The following is a 22,062-nucleotide window of genomic DNA, read 5'->3' on the forward strand; positions in this document are numbered from 1 at the left end:
GGCGTGATCGCCGCTTAGGCGGCGCATTAGCGGCATACCGTGCCGCTAGCTGCTCCGCCAGCCCTCGCCAGCTCGCTCCCGCCATCGGTTAGCGGCATACGGTGCCGCTAGCGGGCGTGATCGCCGCTTAGGCGGCGCATTAGCGGCATACCGTGCCGCTAGCTGCTCGGCCAGCCCTCGCCACCGCGAGCTCTTGCCGCCGGTTACGCCTGCGAGAACTCCCGCCAGACGTCTTTGACGATTTCCGCGAACGTCTTGATGTTGCGTTCCTCGGCCCGGTTTTTGAGCATGATGAGGTTGGTTTCGATCTTGCCGGGAAACCGGTGCAATTCCGCAAGCGTGCCTTTCTTCAGCTCCTCCTCGACAAGCGTCGAGCCGAGAAGGGCGGTTCCCGTGTTGTACAGCACGGTCCGCTTGATCGTCTCGTCGCTGACGCACTCGATCACATTGGACGGCGAGAAGCCGTGCTCCTCCAGGCACTCATTGACGAGCCGCTGCACGTTGGAGCCGGATTTGTAAGTAATGAACGGATGCTTCGAGAGCAGCTCATCCGGCGCATAACGCTCGTACAGCTCCCTCGTCGTCACAAGCACGAGGTCCTCCTTGCCGAGCGGCGTAGACTCAATCAGCGGGGAATGGCACGGGCCTGCAATGATCGCGACATCCGCTTCGTTCGCCGCTACCCGCTTCATCGCCTCATTGCTGTCGCATGAGGACAATTGCAGCTTCACCTGCGGATTTCTGGAAATATACGAACGAATGATCAGCGACAGGTATTGCGTACAGTAAATTTCAGGCGCGGCAATCGTCAGCAGTCCGTGCGGCTCCTGCATTTTCCGCAGCTCGCGCTCCATATCCTCCAGCACGGCGAACGCCCGGTCCACATACTGCTTCATCACCTTGCCGGTCGGAGTCAGGTACGTCTTCTTGCCGACCCTGCTGAACAGGACGACGTCCAGCTCGCTTTCCAGCGACTGGAGCTGGAGCGTGATCGTCGGCTGCGTGTAGCCCAATATTTCCCCCGCCTTCGTCAGGTTCAGGCAATCGGCCACGACCTGAAACGTCTTGAGCTTTCTGAAATCCACCGGGGTTCCCCCTCCCTGCGCAAGCGCCGGCTCGCGTTGCGACTCCCTAGGATAGGCCTCACTCCGAATGTATCATAGATGGTGTCCTGCTGTTAATATCGAAAAGTATGCAAAAAAGCGAAGCGTCCAGGCCTATGCCGGGACGCCTCGCATGTCATGATTCCATACCGATTCCCTCCGTACACGCGCATGCACCGGTAAATCGGGCCTACTCCTGCTCCTTGAACGCATTATTGTAGCAGCGCCGGCACACCGGCTTATAGTCCTCGTTGCCCCCGATCTGGATTTGCTCGCCCTCGTTCACCGGCTGCCCGTCCCGGAAGCGGATGACCATCGTCGCCTTGCGGTCGCAATACCAGCAGATCGTCTTGATCTCCTCGATTTTATCCGCCTGCGCGAGCAAATAATAGCTGCCCTCGAACAGCCGGTTCTGGAAATCGTTCTTCAGCCCGAACGCCATGACGGGCACGTTCAGCTCGTCCACCACCCGGGTCAGCTGCAGCACGTGATGGCGTTTGAGAAACTGCGCCTCGTCGATCAGCACGCAATAGATTCGCTTCGGGCCTTCCGCCGGCTGGTACGCCTTCACACTCTCGAACAAATCGGTCTGCTCGTTCACCGGAATCGCGGGCCTTGTGAACCCGACACGGGAACCGACATGCTCGGAGCCGCTCCGCGTATCGACCGCCGGGGAGAAGATCAGCACAGTCTTGCCTTGCTCCTCGTAGTTGTGCGCGACCTTGATGATCTCGAAAGATTTGCCGCTGTTCATCGTGCCGTATTTGTAGTAAAGCTGCGCCAATGCCTTTTCCCCCAAGAAAAATATCGTAGGCTTATTATTATACAGGAACATATCGGAATATTTCGTGTCAAAAATGAGAACGGGTCACTTCCTGGAATGTCAACCTCTGCTTTATTAAAAATTACTAATCGTTTTATAGTGTTTCAGATCCGATGCCGATGGGTAAAGGATTTGCTTACAATACGGCCTGCCGGGTCATAACGGACGGCGGACGAGCCGTCGAAGCTCTTTGGCAGCCGGACTATGAACCGGAAACTCATCACGGAAGGACAAGAAATTGAAAACACCCATGAACAAGCTTATCGCAAGTATCGCACTATGCCTGTCCATCACGCTGCTCGGCAGCTTGGTCCTGACGCCGGAAACCGTACAGGCCGCGTCGAAATCATCCGCAATCGTCTCAACCGGTAAAAAATATATGGGCGTTCCCTACAAATTCGGCATCACCAGCCGGTTTGACTGTTCCTCGTTTACCCAATATGTGTACAAGCGCAACGGGATCAAGCTGCCGCGCACCTCGAAGCAGCAATCCAAGGTAGGCCGCTATGTAGCAAGAAAAGACCTGAAGCGCGGGGACCTGGTTATCTTCTATAAGCCGTTCCATCATGTAGGCATCTACATGGGGGACGGCAAGGTGCTCCACACTTACGGCAAACCGGGCGTAACGATCTCCAATATGAAATCGGGCTGGTGGAACCGCAACTATACGACCGACCGCCGCGTTCTCTAATAAACGGACAAGCATCGCACATGAAAAGAGGTCCCGATTGCCATCGGGACCTCTTTTTCCGTTATTCGTGCACCTGCGTCAGAATTTGACCCAATGCCTCCATAGCCTGCTCTTCCCGCTCGCCGTCGGTTTCCAGCGTCACCTCTTCGTTTGCCGCAATTCCGAGGGTCAGCATGATGAGCAAGCTTTTGCCGTTCGCTTTCTTGCCTTTGCTAATCACGTTCACCTTACACGGAAATGTAGAGGCGGTCTGTACGAACGTCTTGGTTGGCCGCACATGGAAGCCTGACGGATTAAGGATCGTGAAGGTTTTGGTCATCATCATGCATACGCTCCGTTTCTGATCTTCATTCGAATAAATGCCTGAATCTCGTCTTGCCCGCGCATCGTCAGCGCCTCTTCTGCGGACATCGACCATTCAGCCTTGGACAGCCGCCCGATCAGCTCCCTGGCCGGCAGGATCGACCCCGCGCTCATGCTGAATTCATGTAGACCCATACCGAGCAGCAGGGGAATCGCCGTTTGATCGCCGGCCATCTCGCCGCACATGCCGACCCATTTTCCTTGCTGCTTCGCCGCTTGAATGACCATCCGGATCAGTCGCAAAACCGCCGGATGGCAGGGCTGATATAAATAGGCAACCGTTTCGTTCATCCGATCCGCCGCCATCGTATATTGAATGAGATCATTCGTTCCGATACTGAAAAAGTCCACTTCTCCGGCAAACGTGTCCGCCGCAACGGCGGCAGCCGGCACTTCAATCATCATGCCTACTTCGATCCGGTCATCGGGAGGAGTCCCCGCTTCCGCAAGCCTGCGCTTCTCCTCCTCAAGGATGCGCTTCGCTTCCCTCAGTTCGTCCACAACCGCAATCATCGGGAACATGATCTTCAGGTTGCCGAAGCGGCTGGCCCGAAGCAACGCGCGAAGCTGAGTCCGGAACAAGTCCTCCCGGCTCAGGCATAAGCGCAGCGCCCGTTGGCCGAGAAAAGGGTTGCTCTCTTTCGGCAGCGACAAATACGGGAGCTCCTTATCCCCTCCTATATCCAACGTGCGGATGACGACGGGCTTGCCGTCCATTTTCTCGAGTACGTATTTATAGCTGTTGAATTGCTCCTCTTCCGTCGGCAAGGAGTCTCGGCCCATATAGAGGAACTCCGTCCGGAACAGCCCGATCGCTTCCGCTCCGTTATCAAGCGCCTTCTGTACGTCCTCCAGCTTGCCGATATTGGCCGCAAGCTCGACGCGCACGCCGTCCGCGGACTGCGTCGGCCGATCCTTTAAAGCGGCCAGCTCCGCTTTGCGGATGTCATAGCTCCTCTTTTTGTCCCGAAACGCCACAAGCTCTTCCTCACCGGGCCCGACGAGCACCGTACCCTCCACCGCATCCATAACGACGACCGCGCCGTCCTCGATTCCGTGAATCCCTTGCCCGACGCCTACAATCGCCGGGATATCCAGGGAACGGGCCATAATGGCCGAATGGGAGGTACGGCTGCCGATTTCGGTGACGAACCCCAGAATGACGTCGAGATTCAGCTGGGCCGTATCCGACGGTGTCAAATCCTCCGCGATTAGGATGCATGGTTCCGTGAGCGAGGATAAATCGCGGTGCGGTCTGCCCTGCAAATGGCTCATCACGCGGCCCGACACGTCTCTAATATCCACTGCCCGCTCACGAAGGAGCTCGTCATCCATCCCCATTAACATGTCGATGAACGTTTGCGAAATCTCGTGAACCGCATATTCGGCGTTTACCGCCTCATCGTTGATTTTCCCGACAATCACGTCCATCCATTCCGGATCATCAAGAATCATCAGATGCCCTTCGAATATTTCCGCCTTATGGGTTCCAAGCTTCTCTTCCGTCGCCGTCCGGATTCGCTCGAGCTCCGTTCCCGCTTGCGATACCGCTTTGCGCAAGCGTTCAACTTCTTGTTCGGCGTCCTCGACCGTTGTCCGGCCGGGTGTGGTCCGCTCACCCGTACGCATTCGATACGCTTTCGCCGCCGCCAATCCGGGCGATGCGCCGATTCCCCTTAATTGCTGCATCCGTCCGTTGCTCCTCCCGTTACCTCCGCCGCACCAGTAACTCGTAAGCGGCGCATATTTGTTCATGCAGTGCGTGACCGGACGGAATCCCCGTTACCTCCGCAACGGTCTTCCCCAAGCCCTGCTCGCGAATCGATGCCTGCAGCTCAACGGCTTCCGGATCATCGGCGTTATCGAACGCCAACGCGGCGCCCATCGCAGTCGTCAGATGCGGCACTTCGGCGCCGAAACCGTAAGCCATCAAGGCCGGACGAACAAGGCGATCGTTCGGCGAAAGCTTGCGCTGCGGGGAACGTCCCACGCGTTCGACCTCGTCGGTCAAATAAGGATTGCGAAACCGTTCAAGAATTTTATCGATGTAACGTGCATGCCCGGCCTCATCCAAGCCGTATTGCTTGATTAACGCCGCGCCCGTCTCCCGCAACGCGCCGGCGACCTCCGCCTTGATCGCGTCGTCCTTCATTGCCTCTTGAATGGTCGCATAACCGCGGAGATAACCGTGATAAGCGGCACAGCAATGCCCCGTATTTACGGTAAACAGCTTGCGTTCGATATAAGGCTGCAAATCATCGACATAATGGATGCCTTCGACAGGCCGATAACCTTCCAGCATGGCGGAGCCGTCTACCACCCATTCGTAGAAAGGCTCGACGGTTACTTGCAGCGGGTCCTCATGGTGCTGAAGCGGTACGATCCGATCCACGGCAGCATCGGGGAAGGCAATGGCTCCCTCCGCCCGCTTCCGGTTCTCCTCGCTAAGATGGCCAAACACCAGCCCCTTCAGCTCCGTGCTGCCTCCGATTGCATTTTCGCAGGCGATAATATGGAGCGGAGCGGCCGTACGGTCGAGCCGCAGTACGATGCCTTTTGCTATCGCTTCCGCGATATGCTTCAATACCGACACGCCAACCGCAGTCGTTACGAGATCGGCTTCCGCGACCGCTTCCGCGACAAGGTCAACCTGCTTGCCGTCAATCGCCGAAACATTGCGTACAAGGTTGGTTTCGGCTTTTTCGTTCGCAAGGGTAACCGTGTATTCACGCTTCTCGTTAAGAAGAGAAACCAGACTTTCATTGACGTCTACGAACTGTACCTCATAGCCGGAATCGGAGAGCAGCAATCCGATAAAGCCCCTTCCAATATTGCCTGCTCCGAAGTGGACGGCTTTCATACGTTCATCCCCTTTTCGAATATTTCAAGAAGCTCCTCCTCCGAGCCGGCTTCCAGAATGCGCGCCATCTCATCGTCATCCGAGATGAGCACCGCCATATTCGATAGAATCTCCATGTGATCGTTGCCGACCGCCGCAAGTCCGATGATCAATTTAGCGGTTTCGCCGCCCCAATCGACGCCTCCGGGTACGGTCAAGATCGATATCCCGGTTGAACGGATAAGGCTTTTCGATTCATTGGTGCCGTGGGGCATCGCGACCCCATTGCCCAGGTAAGTAGAGCCGACGGTGTCGCGCTCGATCATTCTGTCCGTATATTCCTGCGGCACGTGACCCGCATCAACCAACAGCTGTCCCGCCAGCCGGATCGCTTCATTCTTGTCGCTTACCTGTACATTTAATCTCACTTTGTCTTTCGAGAAAATGCCCACAGTTAATCTCTCCAATCCATTTTGTTTTTTATATATTGCTCCAGTTGCTGCGATAGGAACGTCTTTATCGCCTCGGCATCGGCTCGGCGCAGCAAATCAATCATCTCCGGCAGCAGAAGCATCGCGCTGATTTCGCTGAGAACCTCGAGGCTTTCCTTGCCGAGACGTTTCGGTCCCAGCATGAGCAAAATATGGCTTATTGCAGGTGCCATCGCATCCCAATCGTCCTGTCCAAACCGCAGGCGGGTTGGCAATCGGAAGAGCGACAGATACGGCTCCCGCACCTGATCGCTTCTCGTATGGAACAGTGCGAGCTCGGTATCGGGAATCCATTGGCTGCCCTGCCGCTCCCGAAGAAGCAATTGCCCGGCGACCGTTTCAGCGCTGCTCAGCTTGCCGGATTCGGCCACAACGGCCAGCATGGCATTCACTACATGATTTAAATCCGCTTCGCCCGGAGCCGCGGGAACCGGATAGACACCAAAGCCGTCGAGCAGCCGTACGACTTCATCGGTATAACTCTTTAAACGCTTTAACCGGTCCAATGAGACGGGCGAAGGTACCGAAGCAACGGCTTCATCCGGCAGGTTTTTCAATGTAATGTCCTGGATATGCACCCTTAGCTTCTCCGCTTCTTCACGGGTGAGCAATGGACTAAGCTTGACATAGCGGTCCGGACCCAGTGGGAGGTCGACGGTCGAAATAATCAGATCGTAACGGTCCTTCGGCAACCTAGACGCCTCGTACCACGAATGGTGCCCGATTAAATCAATCTGCGGCAGCTCTTTGTTGATCCGCACCGCGAGCAGCTTCGAGGATCCGATGCCGCTCGTGCACACCAGCAGCGCCCTCACATTTCGCGGGAACTGGCTCAATCGTTCGACGGAAGCGCCGAAGTGCATGACGATATACCCGATTTCTTCGTCCGGCACGGCGAGCGTCGGCATCGTCTCGTCGACGCCTTCCCTCACGATCGTGAAAAGAGAAGCGTAATCGCGCTTGATTTGGGCCAAAAGCGGATTACGGATGCTGTCTCCCGCCCGCAGCCGTTCGATGGCAGGGCCCATGTGGCGGATCAGACCGTCGAGCAGCGAGCGGTCCCTGACGAACGGAATATCCGTTTGCTTTTCCAGAAACCGTACTAAATGGACGACTGATTCGACCAGCGCCAGATCGTGATGGAGCAGCGGCGTTGCCGGCCCATCCTGCTCTTTGCCGGTAAGCAGCCTTTGTAAGTACTCGGATTCCGCCGCAGGCAGCGGACCGAGCTCGAGCATAGCCGCAAAACGCCTCGATTCCTTATACTCGTGTTCGGATCTTTCGGCGCCTTCTTGCCGATCACCGGGTGCGCCGGGGCGGATATAATGGTGCCGCTTCATGCGCGTCAATGCGACGGAGAGCCGGATCAGCAGACGGGTATAATCCGTCTCGGACAATGGGTTCGTCCCCTCCACCTCCAGCTGCCAAAGCGCATTTTCGATGGCCAGAAAATGATCCTTGCCGACCATCTTCAGCAAACGTGCGGTGACGGGTGACATCCCCTGCAGGCCGCTAACGGACCCGAACATGTCCGAATCGTCCAGATTCTGCTCCGCCAATCGTCCGATCAGCCTGCGTTTGGCGGTCTCCGGCCCGCAGATCTCGACGCCGTAACCGCGCCTTCTAACCAGCGTAAGCCCGTTCTTCAGCAGCTTCCGCTCGAGTTCGGCCAGATCGTTGCTGACGGTCGGGATCGCGACGTGCAGCTCATGGGCCAGGGCAAACATCTTCACAGGCTCGGCCTCTTCCAATAACCTGCACAAGATAAGCAGCCTGCGTTCTTCCGGCGAATAGGTTTCCGTCTCTGACCTCCCGAGCGCTTCTTGAAACCTCGACAACGCCTCGGCGGTGCCTTCGAGCTGGATGCCTGAGCCGGATTTTTTGTGGAGCGACAGTCCTTCGCCATGGAGAAGCGGCTCCAGATCCAGAAGCTCCCGATGCACGGTTCTCGTGCTGACCCGAGCCTCTTCCGCGATCTCGCCGGCCGTTATATCGCCTTGCCGTTCAAGCAGCGCCTCCAGAATCAGGCGTTGTCTGTTGGACAATTTCATACCGGCATCCTCCATCCCGTCGCTCTGAAATGGGCGTAACGCCGACGACGGTTCGTCAGCGTTATGCCTTCTTGCTTGTTATCCGCCCAATCGTTTCACGAGCACGTCGTATTCCGGACTCTTCAGAAAATCGTCGATGGAAATATGTTCGGCGTTCGGCGCTTTTAACCTTGCGCGGTCGGTCAATGTCTTGTGCGTGATAACGATGTCCGCATCCTCCGGTATCTCGCTGATAGCGGTGTTCGTTACCGTGACCGGCAGATGGGCCGTATTCACCTTCTTGCGCAGTATGGAGGCACCCATTGCGCTCGAACCCATGCCCGCATCGCAGGAAAAGACGATTTTGTTGACAGTTTTCTTCGTGACTGCTGATGCTGCAGGAGCTGCGTCTGGAACCGCCTGCCCTTTGGAAACGGCTTTCATATGCTTCACTTTCTCCGTTGCTTGCTCCAGATCGTCCTCCGCCGCATGCTTCGTCGTCTTCAGCAAAACGGTCGCGACAAGGAAGGAGGCGATTGCGGCCGTTATTACACCGCTTAGTACCGGCAGCAGACCGCCTTTCGGGGTCATCGCGATGTAAGCGAAAATACTGCCGGGAGAAGGCGTGGCGACAAGGCCGGCACCAAAAACGGAGAACGTAAATGTACCGACGACACCGCCTGTGATGGCGGCCAAGATCAAACGAGGGTTCATCAAGATATAAGGGAAGTAAATTTCATGGATCCCGCCGAAGAAATGAATGATAGTAGCACCCGGAGCGGACTGTTTCGCCATGCCGCGGCCGACGAACCAATAGGCGAGCAGAATGCCGAGACCCGGACCGGGATTCGACTCCAGCATGAAAATGATGGACTTGCCGGTCTTGGCGGCTTGCTCCAGGCCGATCGGTCCGAGAACACCGAAGTTGATCGCGTTGTTCAAGAATAAAATTTTACCCGGCTCGATCAGAATGTTCGCCAGCGGCAGCAGCCCCGCACTGATGAGGAAATCCACGCCGGACGCCAGCGCCCTGCTGATCGCTTGCACGAACGGTCCGATCCCCTTGTAAGCGAGCAACGCCAGCGCGCCGCCGATAATGCCGGCCGAGAAGTTGTTGACCAGCATTTCAAAGCCTGCGCGGACCTTGCCTTCGATCGACTTGTCGAATTGTTTGATGATCCAGGCCGATGCCGGACCGACGATCATGGCGCCGAGGAACATCGGAATTTCCGAGCCGACGATGACGCCCATCGTCACCGCGGCGCCGATAACCCCGCCACGCGTGCCGTGAATGATCGTGCCGCCGGTATAACCGATCAGCAGCGGCAGCAGGTAGGTGATCATCGGCCCGACCAGCGCCGCCAGATCCTCGTTCGGAATCCATCCCGTCGGAATGAACAGGGCCGTAATCAAGCCCCATGCAATAAAAGCTCCGATATTCGGCATGACCATACCGCTGAGAAATCGACCGAATCGTTGTACCGAAACTTTAGCGCCTCCGCCGGAAGATGCTTGCCGCTTCGCATTCTCACTCATGAAATATCCTCCTTCGATTGAATCCAATCTCGATTATTATTCGACACGGATTGTTGAAATAATCGTAAAATAATCCGTTTTCATAATCAATCAAATGAAAAACAGCTTTCGTCAAGAAAGCTGTTGACATGATTTATGCAGCTCTGTTCTATCATTAGCCTTGGTATGCTTCTCGAACCCGTTTTGCATCCGCACGCCGCTCTGGTACAATATCCTCGAAAGAAATTCCACACGTTTAGGAGGCAACGCATGAACACGTTCACGTATCATAATCCGACCCGGCTCATATTCGGAAAAGGAACGTTGGAGCAACTCGGCAAATTGACGCAGCCCTACGGCAAAAAGGTTCTGCTCGTCTACGGCGGCGGAAGCATCAAGAAAAACGGCGTTTACGACGGTGTCGTCAAGCAGCTGGAAAGCGTTGGGACGCAAATTTTCGAGCTGGCCGGCGTGGAGCCGAATCCCCGGCTGACCACCGTACATAAAGGCGTGGACATCTGCAAAAAGGAAGGCATCGACTTCATGGTCGCGGCCGGCGGAGGCAGCGTCATCGATTGCGTCAAAGCGATTGCGGTCGGGGCCAAATATGACGGCGACGTGTGGGATATCATCACCCGCAAGGCGGAGCCCAAGGAGGCGCTGCCGTTCGGAACGGTTCTTACGCTTGCCGCCACCGGGTCGGAAATGAACTCGGGCTCCGTCATCACCAATTGGGAGACGCAGGAGAAATACGGCTGGGGCAGCCCGTATACGTTCCCGGTTTTCTCCATTCTCGATCCGGAGCATACGTTCACCGTTCCCAAAGACCAGACGGTCTACGGCATCGTCGACATTATGTCCCATATCTTCGAGCAATATTTCCATCATACCCCGAACGCTCCGGTGCAGGACGGCTTCTGCGAATCGCTGCTGCGCACCGTCATCGAGGCGGCTCCGAAGCTGGTGGAGAACCTGAACAGCTACGAGCGCCGCGAAACGATTCTGTACAGCGGCACCATGGCGCTGAACGGCACGCTGTCTATGGGCACCCTCGGCGACTGGGCGACGCACAACATCGAGCACGCGGTCAGCGCCGTTTACGACATCCCGCACGGCGGCGGGCTGGCCATCCTGTTCCCGAACTGGATGGAGCATGTCCTCGATGAAGGCGTGGGCCGCTTCAAGCAGATGGCCGTCCATGTGTTCGGCGTCGATCCGGCCGACAAATCCGACCGCGACACGGCGCTGGAAGGCATACGGGCGCTCCGCTCCTTCTGGAATTCGATCGGCGCGCCGAGCCGGCTGGCCGATTACGGCATCGGCGGCGACAAGCTGGACGTCATGGCCGAGAAGGCGATGGTCTACGGACCTTTCGGCAACTTCAAGAAACTCCAGTACGACGACGTGCTGGCTATCTACAAGCAATCGTTGTAAATCAGTTAAAAGGGCTGACCGCTCGTTATCGCGCGATGACGACGGGCCGGCCCTTGCTTTGATATGAACCTTCTTGATCCACTAGCTTGCGGAATTTCTGAGTTCCCGGACAAGCTTGCAGCTTGGTGATCAATCTCCAGCTTGGTGCCCTGCTCCGTCGGTAAAAGCCCGATTGCGCTGTACAAAATCCAATCCGATCTTCTTGCCGTACGTTAGCCGCCGAACAGCCGCCGATACTCCGAGGGCGTCATGCCCTCGTACGCCATGAAACGCTTGTTGAAATAGCTCGCGTTCGTGTACCCCGCGGACATCGCGATCGCGGCGACCGTATCGTCCGGCCTTTCGAGCAGAAGCTGTTTCGCGGCTTGAAGCCGGCAGCGCGTAACGAAATCCATCGGCGTCATCTCCATGGCTCCCCGGAACAATTTGCAAAAGTAGAACGGGCTGACCCCGGCGCGCTCCGCCCACTCCTCCAGCAAAAAAGGCTTGCATGCCTCCTCCTGCATCAGCGGCAGCAGTTCGGCAATCCGGCCGGCCGACCGGCCGGATTTGCCGGACTTCGCCGACGAATACGGGACGGCTTGCTGCACGAATTCGACGATCACCGCATACGTCAGCGCGGAAAGCAGCGTCGGATCGTTCATCCTGTGTTTCTCCGCCGCCGACAGCAGCTCCAGATGGGCCGCCGCCCATGCCTCGGGCTGGCGAAGGCGCCAGAGCCGGCTTTTATGCATCCCGCGCGCTTGCAAATAATCCTGCAGGCTGGTTCCGCTGCCGTAGAAATGGACCCACCTGATGTCCCACGGCTCATCCTTGCTGCTGTAATAATGCTGGCGCTGCATCGGAAAATACAGCACGGCATCCCCTCTGCGCAGTTCATGAACCTGCCCATCGGCTTCCACATAGCCTTTGCCCGAAGCGACGCAATGGATGTTGAAATTGTTCATGGCTCCGGGCTCGCGGCTTACCGTGTGCTCGGGAGAATCAGTATAAACGCCGACCGATTCCGGAAAGCAGAACAGCGGGGTATCGGGAATGGTCAGCAAATGGGTCTGCCTTTTCATCACACGCCCACTCCTATGACAATATCGTTCTAACGCGTTAAAAATAATATTATTTTCATATTATCGGCTATCTCCTATAATCGCAATATAGTGATAACTTTCAAATCAGGAGGTCGTGCGCAGAATGAGCAAAAAGGTGAAATGGGGCGTCATCGGCTGTGCCGGAATCGCCAAACGGGCCGTCATTCCGGGCATACAGGAATCGGAACTAAACGAGGTCGCGGCGATCGCCAGCAGAGACGCGGACAAAGCACGCAGAACCGCCGAGGAACTGAACATTCCGGGGGCTTACCCGAGCTATGAAGCGCTGCTCGAAGACGATTCGATCGACGCGGTGTATATCCCTTTGCCTAACCATCTGCACAAGGAATGGACGATCCGGGCGGCGGAAGCCGGCAAGCACGTGCTCTGCGAGAAACCGCTCGCCCTTACCGCGAACGAAGCGGCGGAAATGGCCGAAGCCTGCGATAAGGCCGGCGTTCTGCTCTCCGAAGCTTTTATGTACCGCCATCATCCGCGCTACCGGATGATCCGCGAGGTGATCGCATCCGGCAGGATCGGGGCAATCCGGGGCATTCACGGCACCTTCACGTTTAACAATGCGGCCGATGCGGCGAATGTCCGCTACCGCCGGGACTGGGGCGGAGGCTCCCTGTACGACGTCGGCTGTTACCCGATCAACGCGGCGCGTCTGCTTCTCGGCACCGAACCGGAAGCCGCCACGGTTCAAGCGTTTTTCTCCGCCGCGCATGACGGCGTGGACATGATGGCGTCCGGCTTGATCGAATTTCCCGGCTCCGCGGCCCTTACCTTCGACTGCGGCATGTGGGCGGCTTTTCGCAATACTTTGCAGGTGGTCGGCGACAAAGGACTTATCGAGGTTCCGTCCGCGTTCGTCACCGGCACGGACGCCGGCTCGAATTTCTTTGTAACGGCTGACGGCATGCGCGAAGAGATTCAAGTGCCGGACGTGAATCAGTACGCCGCGCAGGCGGACGATTTTGCCCGGGCGATTCTCGGCAAACAGCCGCTCCCGTTCCTGCCCTCTGACGCGGTCAACAATATGAGGGTCATCGACGCCTGCCTGCAATCCGCGCGGAGCCGCGCAAGAATCGCAATCGTTAAGGAAAGAGAGGCGTGACGGCAATGGAATATATCTCGATTCAAGGCGTCGGCAAGCCGGTTTCCCGTCTGATCAAGGGGACGGATTATTTTTATCACGACAGTTATGAGAAAGCGGCGGCGAATATGGATGCTTTTCTGGCGATCGGGGGCAACACGGTCGATACCGCGCATATTTACTGCGGCGGACAAAGCGAGGAAGTGCTCGGGCGGTACATGCAGGAGCGGGGAAACCGTGACCGCATCGTCATCCTGACCAAGGGAGCCCATCACGACCAGAACGGGCCGCGCGTGAACAGGGAGGCGATCCGCCGGGATTTATCCGACAGTCTCGAGCGCCTTCAGACCGGTACGGTAGACATGTACGCGCTTCACCGCGACGATCCGGACACGCCGGTCGGCGCGATCATCGAAGCGTTGAACGAGCACATCGAGTCAGGCGAGGTGAACGCGATCGGCGCGTCGAACTGGACCTGGGAGCGGCTTCAGGAGGCGAACGCCTATGCCGAAGCGCACGGCATGACCGGCTTCTCGTTCAGCAGCCCGAATCTGAGCCTTGCCAAAGCGAACGAGCCGTTCTGGGCCGGCTGCGTTTCGGCCGATGCCAGGACGTGCGAGTGGCATGAAGCGACGCAAATGCCGCTGCTGTCATGGTCGTCCCAGGCGAGGGGCTTTTTTACGGGCCGGTTCTCCCCCGAAGTGCGCGACAACCCGGATATCGTGCGCGTCTTCTACAGCGACGGCAACTGGGAACGGCTGCGCCGCGCCGAACGGCTGGCGGAGGAGAAGCGGGTGTCGCCGATCCAGATCGCGCTCGCTTACGTGCTCAACCAGCCGTTCCCTGCCTGCGCGCTGATCGGTGCCCAGACGGCGGAGGAGCTGCGCTCCTGCCATGAGGGCGCGGCGATTCGCCTGAGCCGGGCGGAGCGGGATTGGCTGGATTTGACGGCCGAGAGCGTCGGCAAATAATTGAAATATTTCCTTTATATACTATTTAGAGAGGAACGACCGGGTTCCTTAAAAGAATGGCATTTTCGCTCCGCTCTATTTATAATGGGAGTAATGTTCCGATAGGCAATTATAAACTCCCTGTTGAAAAGAGTGAACCGGCATGTCCACCGACCCGCATCGTTCCAGGAAAGAGAAAAACATTATATTGACCGGCTTTATGGGCGTCGGCAAAACAACGATAGGCCAGCACATCGCGCAGAAATTAAACCGTCCTTTCATCGATGCCGATCAGGAAATTGAGAAGCTGCATCAGATGCCCGTCACCCGAATTTTCAGTACGCTCGGCGAACAAAAATTCCGTGAAATCGAGAAGGACTTTATCACCGGGCTCTGCCAGACGGCCCGCCAGAGCGTCGTCTCGCTCGGCGGCGGCGCCTTTTTGCAGGAGGCGATTCGCAACGTTTGCCTGTCCACTTCTTATGTTGTTTTTCTGGATCTGGGATGGAACGCGTGGAAAGAACGGCTGCATCTGCTCATGGATAACCGCCCGATACTGCAGGGCAAGTCATTGGAGGAAATCGAAGCGCTTTATAAGGCCCGCCAATCGATATACGCCCACCATCATTGGAGGGTAAACACGGAGCACCTGAATCCTGAGGCTGCAGCCGATAAAATCGTTCATACCCTGCGGCTGGCTTGGCAATCGGATGACCCGATCGCCGGGACTCCCGCCACCATTTGAGGATGTGGCTGTTCAGTCGAACGCGGGCGTGGGGAACAGCCGGAAAACATCCCGCTATAGACGGTTTTTGGGAAGCCCACGGGCCCCTTTGGATTTCATCCAACACAAGTGAAGTTGTTGTCCTCTTCTCTCCGGCTACGTTGGATTCTCTCCAGCCAAATGTAGCAGATAGGGACGGTTCAGAGGAAAATGCGGGTTTTCGTTGGAAACTATCCAACATAGACCGGCCTATCAGCAAAGAGAGGACGTTTAATTGGATGATTTCCAACGAGGCGTTGCGCGATTATCGCGATTATTTAAAGAACGCGGACCTCAGCAGTTTTAGCGACAATACTGGGCGTTTCGCTCCCTCGGATGCGGTCGATCAGCCCCTTCACCTCGTAAAGTTAACCGATCGTCTACCTTACTGCCGCCAAACATCCCCATATTCCTTCTTCCGCATGAACAACGCATAGGCGTAGGAGCAGGCGGGGACGATTTTCTTGTTCGTCGCTCTCGCTTCCTCGACCACCTGCCTGACCAGCTCCTCCGCAAGCTTCTGCCCCCGCATCGACGGATCCACATACGTATGGTCGATGACCAGCGTATCTTCTCCTTGCGGCACATAGGTGATTTCCGCCACGATCTCCCCATCCTGCTTCACGACGCAGCCGTCGCCTTGCTTCACGGTTTCCCTCATGTCACGTTCCCCCTTGTGCTTGAAGCAAACGATACAAATTTCCGACCGATTCCATCGAATAGACGATTTGATCCGGTTCGCCGTCCTTCAGCAGCACCAGGCAGGGCACGCTTGCAATTTGCCATGCGCTGCGTAGGTGCGGCGCAAAATGAATGTTGATTTTCGAGATCGGCACGACGCCCCCGGTCGCCTCCGCCACTTCCAGCATCCGCTCCGCCACCTTGCAGGTGCCGCACATGGCGGTATAGAAAAACACCGCTTCCCTTCTTCGTTTCGGGCGAAGCTCGTCACGCATCCATTCCTTCTCGTCCGTTTCCCGAATGGCGATCAAATCCCCTTCGAGCCGGTAGCCGCCGCAAGCGGGCCGGCTTTTTTATCTATTATGCTCTCTTTACCCGAATTCGGGAAGCGGCAACAGACATTATTCGTTACATGATTTTCACTTTATTATCGCAGAGCCTTAACGACAAAAACCGGCCTGTCGTTAACGGCAGACAGGGCCTGGTCGACCACGCTCCTACTCCTTCACCGCCCCCATCGTCATGCCGCTTACGATATATCGTTGAATGAGCAGCGAGAAAAGCATTACGGGCAAGCTGAACAATACCGCAGCCGCCGTCATTGGCCCCAGATCGAGATTATAGGCCGTTAGAAATTCGGAAAGCCCTACCGGCACGGTCTTGGCCGACGTGCTGGTCATCATCAGCGCCATGAGAAAATCGTTCCATGACAGCATATAGCTGAAAATGGCGGTCGTAGCCAGGCCGGGCAGTGAAATCGGCAGGATGATCCGCATGAACGCGCCGAATTTTCCGCACCCGTCCACCCGCGCCGATTCGTCCAATTCCTTCGGCAAGCCGTCGAAAAAGCCGATCATCATCCAAATGACGAACGGGATATTGATGCTGGTGTATACAAGCACCAAAGCCAGTTTCGTATCGTAAATCCCCAGTTGATTAACGATCCGGTACATCGGCACCGCTACGCTGATCAACGGCACCATCCGCACGGCCAGCGTCAGCAGCAGAAACAAATTTCCCAGACGGGAGGAGAAGCGGGATAAGCCGTACGCTGCAACCGATCCCATAAACACGCTGATCAGCGTGCTCAGGATCGCAGTGACGAAGCTGTTGCCGAAATATTTGCCGACGGCCAGCACATCGAACATCGTTCGAAAGTTATCGGCCGTGAAGACGGTAGGAAGCAGACGCGGCGTCGAGGAAATGACCTCCGACGGAGGCTTGAGCGAAGACATGACCAAATAGGCATAAGGAAATAGAAAGGCGATCACAAATAACCCGGTTACCGCCAAGTTCATCAGATTACCCAGCGTCAATCTGCGTGCGGTAAATATCGTCATGTTGAAGAACCCCCCATATCAAGATGCATTCTTGTTCGGATTCCATAACCGCATCATGAAAACCCCGCAAACCGATAACAAAAGGATCATAAATAAAACCGCGAGCGCGCTTGAATAGCCGACCTGATTGTAACGCGCCATCGTGTTGTAGATCATGGTACTGAGTACGGAAGAAGAGAAGTTGGGGCCTCCCTGCGTGAGAACCCAGATGATATCGAATGAACGCGCCGCATCGATCATCCGGATGAGAACGGCGACGACGATTACCGGTCGCAGGCTCGGCAGCGTGATATGCCAGAACCGCCGGCTCCTGTCCGCCCCGTCGATATGTGCCGCTTCATACAAGCTTGCGGGAATTCCCTGAATGCCGGCCAGTAGAACAAGCATCATAAACGGCGTCGTCAGCCAGACATCCGCGATCATGACGGCAAGCAGCGAGTATTTGCTGTCCGACAGCCACAGGATGTCCTGCGGCGTATCAATCAAGCCTGCCCGGTATAGAAGCGCATTAAGAATACCGAATTGATCGTTCAGCATAAACTTCCAGATCAGTCCGCCTACGAGCGGCGCAATCATCAGCGGGCTCAGAAACAGCGTTCTCACAAAGTGGCTGCCTTTAAATCCGGTGCTGAGCAGGAGCGCGATCAACAACCCGAGCACCAGCTCGATCGTCACCGCTCCGATTACAAAAACGATCGTGTTATACAAAGATTCATAGAAACGATTGGAGGTCAGCGCATTCATATAATTCTCCGCCCCGACAAACCGCACCCCGCTTCTCGAATCGTACAGGCTGTCTCTTACTAACAGAAGCATGGGGTACACAAAAAACAACAGCATAAAGACGGCAGCCGGGGGAAAAAACAACAGGGCGGTTCTTCGATCACTTTGCGTCATAGAGTCACGCTCCTCTACTCTTGGGGTGGAATGGAAGCGGAGGATAGGCAAGCCTATCCTCCCGGTTTCTTGAGCGTTACTGGCCTTGAATTTCGTTGATGACCTCAGCCGCTTCATCCAATGCTTCTTGCGGCGTCGATTTGCCGGACAGCGCTGCCTGCACGGCAGGCACCAGCGCCTCGCTCTCGATCTCGTTCCAGAACTCGAGTACCGGTCGGTTCTGCGTATGTTTGGCCGACAGCGTTGTATTGAGCGCCAACAGATGCGCGTACTCCGGTTGCTGGCCATATTGCTCGAACAGCGATTTGCGCGAAGCGACGCCAAGCGCCTTCAGGAAAAGCTCGTTCTTGCTATAGATGAACTTCACATATTCCTTGGCGATATCCTGCTTCTTCGAAGAACTCGGAATGACCTGATACCACGGCCCCGGCACCACGCCGACACCCGCTTCGCCGCCGATCATCGGCGCTGCGCCGACCTTGCCGGCTACCTGAGATTTCGCCGGATCGTTCGAAGGGACGAAGAAATGGCCCCACGCCAGCATCATGGCCAGCTTTCCGTTCCAGAACAGCTCGGACGTTTCGGAGGAAGCCATATTCAACGCTCCCTCCGGAGCTGACTGGTCTTCACGCAATATCTTCGTCAAGAAATCAAGCGCATCCACATAAGGCTTTGTATTGACGTTCGCCTTGCCGTCTTCGCCGACGACGAGAGGACCCGCTCCGGCCTGCGCGGCATGGTCAAGCCAGCTGGCTACGGAATCGCCATTGTTGAGCCCGAATACGGAAGTACCGTACAGATCCTTTGTGCCGTCGTTGTCCATATCCCGCGTAAAGAACTTCGCTACGTCCCGGTATTGCCGCCAAGTCGTCGGCGGCGCCAGCTCATAGCCGTATGCCGACTGGAACGCCTCCTTCTCATTCGGATCCTCGAACAGATCCGTGCGGTACAGAAGAATCTTGGAGTTCGTCCAGACCGGCATGCCAAGCGGCTTGCCGTCCACAGTCCCTCCGTCGATCAATCCCGTGAACAGGTCCCCGGCAACCTCATCCGTCAACAGATCGTCCATGGGAGCCAAGCCTTTCGCAAGCGCCGGAAACCATAGAATATCGATCGTGGCGACATCGTAAGAACCCGCCTTGGCTTTGATCTCGGCATTCAGCTTGTCATACACGCCGATGTAAGGAACGGATTCGATCTTCACTTCATAACCAGTCTGCTGCTTGAATTCTTCCGCCGTCTCTTGAGCGACCGCGAATGCTGGGCTTCCGCCTTCGACCAACACGGTAAGCGATTGCCCGCTTCCTTTGCTATCCGCAAGCGCCGCATCGTTGCCATTCGCGGCGTCATTTGCCGCTTTTTCGGAACTGTTCGTCTTGTTTGCGCTTTCATTGCTGCCCGAACAGCCTGCCAAAATAGACGTTACGACCAACAAGACAGCGATTAAGATCATACCGACTCTTTTCCTGCTTAACATACCAGAACCCCCCTCAATGGTTTATCGATCCCACAAGCCGTGCTCCGGACATCTGCGCGGCAATCTTTGCTCGACGGGCGGCAGTGATTCCAGCGGTTTATGCGGCTCCAATTGATACCAGTAGGCGACGCTTGAAAATTCGTTCCCTTGATCGTTGGCATGGCCATGCTCGATGGTCACCCTGATCGATTTCTGGAAACGAACGGGATCTTCAATATGGAACCGGTACAAGCTCCATTTGCCGAAGTGCTCTTGCACATCGCTGCCAAGCGAAATACCGTGGTATGGCGCGGCATATTCCCCGCTCGGAAATCCCCAGGCCGCGTTGAAATAATCCTCCGTTCCGGTTCCGTGCAAGGAAGGCGGCCAAATTTCGCCGTCGATAAAAATCATATCGTCGCCTTCGCCAGGCCAAGTGAATTCTTGATTCGAGGCATCGAAGTTGTCGATATTGAGGACGCAGCCGACATAATGGCCTTGGCCTTCGGCGTCGAGAATGACATAGTTGTCCCCGCCGGTCAGATTGACCCCCGGAAGATCCCAAGGAGCCGGATTGACGAGATTCGATTCATGAACCACTTTCTCGCAAGGATTCTCGAGGTTCCATTTCGCATGGAAGCGGCCAACGTCCTCCGGTAAAGGCTCCTCGGTCAACTCGTAGTCAACGTAATAGAACAGGTTCTCGATTTTGGATTCGCTTTCATTAATGATTTTAATAACGGCGCCGTCGCCGAACGGCATCGGGAAGTAGCTGTTCATCGCGGCGGCGAACGGCCCCTTTGGACCGCGTTTCTCCCCCATGACCATACTGAGCGGCAGAGAAACGAAATGCTTGCAAGTGGCATGTCCGATCCCGAAAAAATCGCCCAGCGGCACTCTGACGCTCGGGTTTTCTTCACCGTCCCAATACATCTCGATCACGAGCTTGCGCAAATACTGCGGAGCGTAACATCGGGTCGTGAGCCAGATGTGTTTGATACAACCCATGCCTTTAATATCCGCGATGACGCATGTGTCCCCGGGCTCCACCACTTTGAAATCCCGGTTTCCCCCCGTGCGGTCGTAGCTTGATTCGCGCAGCGTGCGTGCGTTTTTAATGAGGGGTAGTCCGCCTAACGGACTGTTCGGTTGCCATACGTTCATTTTGTGCGCCTCCTTTTCAACGATGAAAAATCCTTGTTTATTTTTGCTTTCCATGTCATCATTGTATAGCAAGCGTTACATGAAGTCGTTGGCAAAGGTTATTGAATTTTTGTCATATATTGCTTTCAAAAATCACCGAGGTGATCCGTATGATCCTGCAGCAGCTCTCGCCTTACATCCGGGTTGCGATGGACAGCAAAATTCCTTTTCCCTGGCAGCTGAAGGAGCGTGTTCTTTTCGACTATGAACTGCTCTATGTAAAGGAAGGAAGAATGAGGGTCGTCATTGAAGGCCAGACTTATGAAGGCGAGCCCGGAGACCTGTTTCTTATTCGCCCCAAGCAGCGGCATACCATGGAGAAAATCGGCACGGGCATGCTTCGGCAGCCTCATTTGCATTTCGACTTGTACTATTCGGAAGACAGCCCGGACGTTAAGGTTTCGTTCAAGCCGCTGGAGGAAATTTCGGACGAAGAAAGGAATTGGTTCCGTCAGGACCCCCTGGATGGATTCTCCATTCATCTTGCCTGCCATCTGAGGCTTCGAAACCCGACGGTCATCGAGAACATGATGTTCGAGATCATTAACGAATTTCAGGTGAAGATGCCCTTTTATGAAATGAATGTAAAAGGGATGTTCATCCAATTGTTTATCCACCTGCTGCGCGAAAATTATTGGAACCAGAATCCTCAGTTGCTTACGAACATGGACGAATTGGTGAAGCTGCGCAATTACCTGAAATCCCATATCGATCAAAAAGTGACGCTCGACGAGCTGGTTCGCCTGACGGGAATCAGCAAATTTTATCTGATTCACATTTTCAAAAAAACGTTCGGCATGAGCCCGATCCAATATCATCAATTGCTGAGGATCGAGAAAACGAAGGAAATGATCCAGTTCACCACCGAGCCGCTATCGGTCATCGCAGAGAAGTACGGGTACCCGGACCTTCAGTCGTTCAGCAAGGCGTTTAAGAAAACGGATGGGGTTAACCCTTCCTTTTACCGAAAAAGCAAGTAATAGGATAGCCGCGCCGCCCTCTGCAAGTTATTCGATCGTTGCCAATCCGAGCGCCAGCGCGCCGCACAGTCCGGAATTGTCTCCCAAACCTGGCGGAACGATGTACGTATCGATATCTTCAAGAATCGCTTTCGAGCTGACATAGCCGTTCGAATTCCGTACGACTTCATCCCGGATCATCGGAAAGAGCTGCTGCTGGTGCATGACGCTGCCGGCCTCGCTGGCTCCAATACGCATATCTGTACCTCTCCATTCCATATATTTTCATCCATACAGAAAAACATCTCCCGGATCCCAACACCGGACCGGGAGATGAAGG

22 protein-coding genes are annotated in these 22,062 nt (G+C 55.7%); 6 read left to right on the plus strand and 16 right to left on the minus strand.

Translation table 11 applies throughout. The features are described 5' to 3' along the window. Positions 1–203 precede the first annotated feature (203 nt). Positions 204–1,085, minus strand: coding sequence for a LysR family transcriptional regulator (locus tag RWM61_RS12490; protein ID WP_314001205.1), 882 nt, complete (start codon positions 1,083–1,085; stop codon positions 204–206). 208 nt (positions 1,086–1,293) lie between these two features. Then, a complete protein-coding gene (locus RWM61_RS12495) occupies positions 1,294–1,887 on the minus strand; it encodes a thymidine kinase (RefSeq protein WP_314001208.1) in 594 nt (197 codons plus the stop codon). A 277-nt stretch (positions 1,888–2,164) separates the two neighbouring features. Between RWM61_RS12495 and RWM61_RS12500 the strand changes: the two genes are divergently transcribed. After that, positions 2,165–2,617 (plus strand): C40 family peptidase, encoded by a 453-nt coding sequence (locus RWM61_RS12500; protein ID WP_399538530.1) that lies wholly within the window; start codon positions 2,165–2,167, stop codon positions 2,615–2,617. A 61-nt stretch (positions 2,618–2,678) separates the two neighbouring features. Here RWM61_RS12500 and RWM61_RS12505 read toward each other — a convergent pair whose 3' ends face one another. The 6 genes from RWM61_RS12505 to RWM61_RS12530 all read right to left on the minus strand — a co-directional run bounded on the left by RWM61_RS12505 (position 2,679) and on the right by RWM61_RS12530 (position 9,876). Next, on the minus strand, positions 2,679–2,942 hold the full coding sequence (locus tag RWM61_RS12505; protein ID WP_399538532.1) for an HPr family phosphocarrier protein: 264 nt from the start codon (positions 2,940–2,942) through the stop codon (positions 2,679–2,681). Next, on the minus strand, positions 2,939–4,669 hold the full coding sequence (gene ptsP / locus RWM61_RS12510) for a phosphoenolpyruvate--protein phosphotransferase (RefSeq protein WP_314001210.1): 1,731 nt from the start codon (positions 4,667–4,669) through the stop codon (positions 2,939–2,941). Before ptsP ends, RWM61_RS12505 begins: the two co-directional genes overlap by 4 nt. 19 nt (positions 4,670–4,688) lie before the next feature. Next, on the minus strand, positions 4,689–5,840 hold the full coding sequence (locus tag RWM61_RS12515) for a mannitol-1-phosphate 5-dehydrogenase (RefSeq protein ID WP_314001212.1): 1,152 nt from the start codon (positions 5,838–5,840) through the stop codon (positions 4,689–4,691). Beyond that, a complete protein-coding gene (locus tag RWM61_RS12520) occupies positions 5,837–6,271 on the minus strand; it encodes a PTS sugar transporter subunit IIA (RefSeq protein ID WP_314001214.1) in 435 nt (144 codons plus the stop codon). The genes RWM61_RS12515 and RWM61_RS12520 overlap by 4 nt, the downstream gene beginning before the upstream one ends. Before the next feature lie 2 nt (positions 6,272–6,273). Then, positions 6,274–8,361, minus strand: a complete 2,088-nt coding sequence (locus tag RWM61_RS12525; protein ID WP_314001216.1) for a BglG family transcription antiterminator — start codon at positions 8,359–8,361, stop codon at positions 6,274–6,276. Between the two features lie 78 nt (positions 8,362–8,439). Beyond that, positions 8,440–9,876 (minus strand): PTS mannitol transporter subunit IICBA, encoded by a 1,437-nt coding sequence (locus RWM61_RS12530; RefSeq protein WP_314001218.1) that lies wholly within the window; start codon positions 9,874–9,876, stop codon positions 8,440–8,442. Between the two features lie 249 nt (positions 9,877–10,125). Between RWM61_RS12530 and RWM61_RS12535 the strand changes: the two genes are divergently transcribed. Beyond that, positions 10,126–11,289, plus strand: coding sequence for an iron-containing alcohol dehydrogenase (locus RWM61_RS12535; protein ID WP_314001220.1), 1,164 nt, complete (start codon positions 10,126–10,128; stop codon positions 11,287–11,289). A gap of 212 nt (positions 11,290–11,501) precedes the next feature. On the opposite strand, the gene RWM61_RS12540 is transcribed toward RWM61_RS12535, so the two are convergent. After that, a complete protein-coding gene (locus RWM61_RS12540) occupies positions 11,502–12,353 on the minus strand; it encodes a helix-turn-helix transcriptional regulator (protein WP_314001222.1) in 852 nt (283 codons plus the stop codon). 124 nt (positions 12,354–12,477) lie between these two features. On the opposite strand from RWM61_RS12540, the gene RWM61_RS12545 reads away from it, so the two are divergent. The 3 genes from RWM61_RS12545 (at position 12,478) to RWM61_RS12555 (ending at position 15,168) form a co-directional block, all read left to right on the plus strand. Beyond that, the gene (locus RWM61_RS12545) at positions 12,478–13,494 is read left to right on the plus strand and encodes a Gfo/Idh/MocA family oxidoreductase (protein WP_314001224.1); all 1,017 of its coding nucleotides are present in this window, start codon (positions 12,478–12,480) and stop codon (positions 13,492–13,494) included. Positions 13,495–13,499: 5 nt separating this feature from the next. Beyond that, positions 13,500–14,444 (plus strand): aldo/keto reductase, encoded by a 945-nt coding sequence (locus RWM61_RS12550; protein WP_314001279.1) that lies wholly within the window; start codon positions 13,500–13,502, stop codon positions 14,442–14,444. A 142-nt stretch (positions 14,445–14,586) separates the two neighbouring features. After that, positions 14,587–15,168, plus strand: coding sequence for a shikimate kinase (locus RWM61_RS12555; RefSeq protein ID WP_314001226.1), 582 nt, complete (start codon positions 14,587–14,589; stop codon positions 15,166–15,168). A 403-nt stretch (positions 15,169–15,571) separates the two neighbouring features. Here RWM61_RS12555 and RWM61_RS12560 read toward each other — a convergent pair whose 3' ends face one another. From RWM61_RS12560 to RWM61_RS12585, 6 genes are all read right to left on the minus strand, one after another. Next, entirely contained in the window at positions 15,572–15,847 is a 276-nt protein-coding gene (locus RWM61_RS12560; protein WP_314001228.1) for a GNAT family N-acetyltransferase, read from the minus strand. A 1-nt stretch (position 15,848) separates the two neighbouring features. Further along, entirely contained in the window at positions 15,849–16,178 is a 330-nt protein-coding gene (locus tag RWM61_RS12565; RefSeq protein WP_314001230.1) for a thioredoxin family protein, read from the minus strand. Positions 16,179–16,364: 186 nt separating this feature from the next. Further along, a complete protein-coding gene (locus RWM61_RS12570) occupies positions 16,365–17,207 on the minus strand; it encodes a carbohydrate ABC transporter permease (RefSeq protein WP_314001232.1) in 843 nt (280 codons plus the stop codon). Positions 17,208–17,225: 18 nt separating this feature from the next. Beyond that, the gene (locus tag RWM61_RS12575) at positions 17,226–18,104 is read right to left on the minus strand and encodes a sugar ABC transporter permease (RefSeq protein ID WP_314001234.1); all 879 of its coding nucleotides are present in this window, start codon (positions 18,102–18,104) and stop codon (positions 17,226–17,228) included. Positions 18,105–18,180: 76 nt separating this feature from the next. Continuing rightward, on the minus strand, positions 18,181–19,557 hold the full coding sequence (locus RWM61_RS12580) for a sugar ABC transporter substrate-binding protein (protein ID WP_314001236.1): 1,377 nt from the start codon (positions 19,555–19,557) through the stop codon (positions 18,181–18,183). Between the two features lie 45 nt (positions 19,558–19,602). After that, complete coding sequence (locus RWM61_RS12585; protein ID WP_314001238.1) at positions 19,603–20,724, minus strand: glycoside hydrolase family 172 protein; 1,122 nt, start codon at positions 20,722–20,724, stop codon at positions 19,603–19,605. A 149-nt stretch (positions 20,725–20,873) separates the two neighbouring features. On the opposite strand from RWM61_RS12585, the gene RWM61_RS12590 reads away from it, so the two are divergent. Continuing rightward, positions 20,874–21,743: an AraC family transcriptional regulator gene (locus tag RWM61_RS12590; protein ID WP_314001240.1), complete on the plus strand. Its 870-nt coding sequence runs from the start codon at positions 20,874–20,876 to the stop codon at positions 21,741–21,743. 27 nt (positions 21,744–21,770) lie between these two features. Here the strand turns inward: RWM61_RS12590 and RWM61_RS12595 are convergent, their stop codons facing one another. After that, a complete protein-coding gene (locus RWM61_RS12595; RefSeq protein ID WP_399538539.1) occupies positions 21,771–21,980 on the minus strand; it encodes a hypothetical protein in 210 nt (69 codons plus the stop codon). Between the last annotated feature and the right edge of the window lie 82 nt (positions 21,981–22,062).

Source organism: uncultured Paenibacillus sp., from assembly GCF_963515335.1.
Lineage (GTDB): Bacteria > Bacillota > Bacilli > Paenibacillales > Paenibacillaceae > Paenibacillus_I.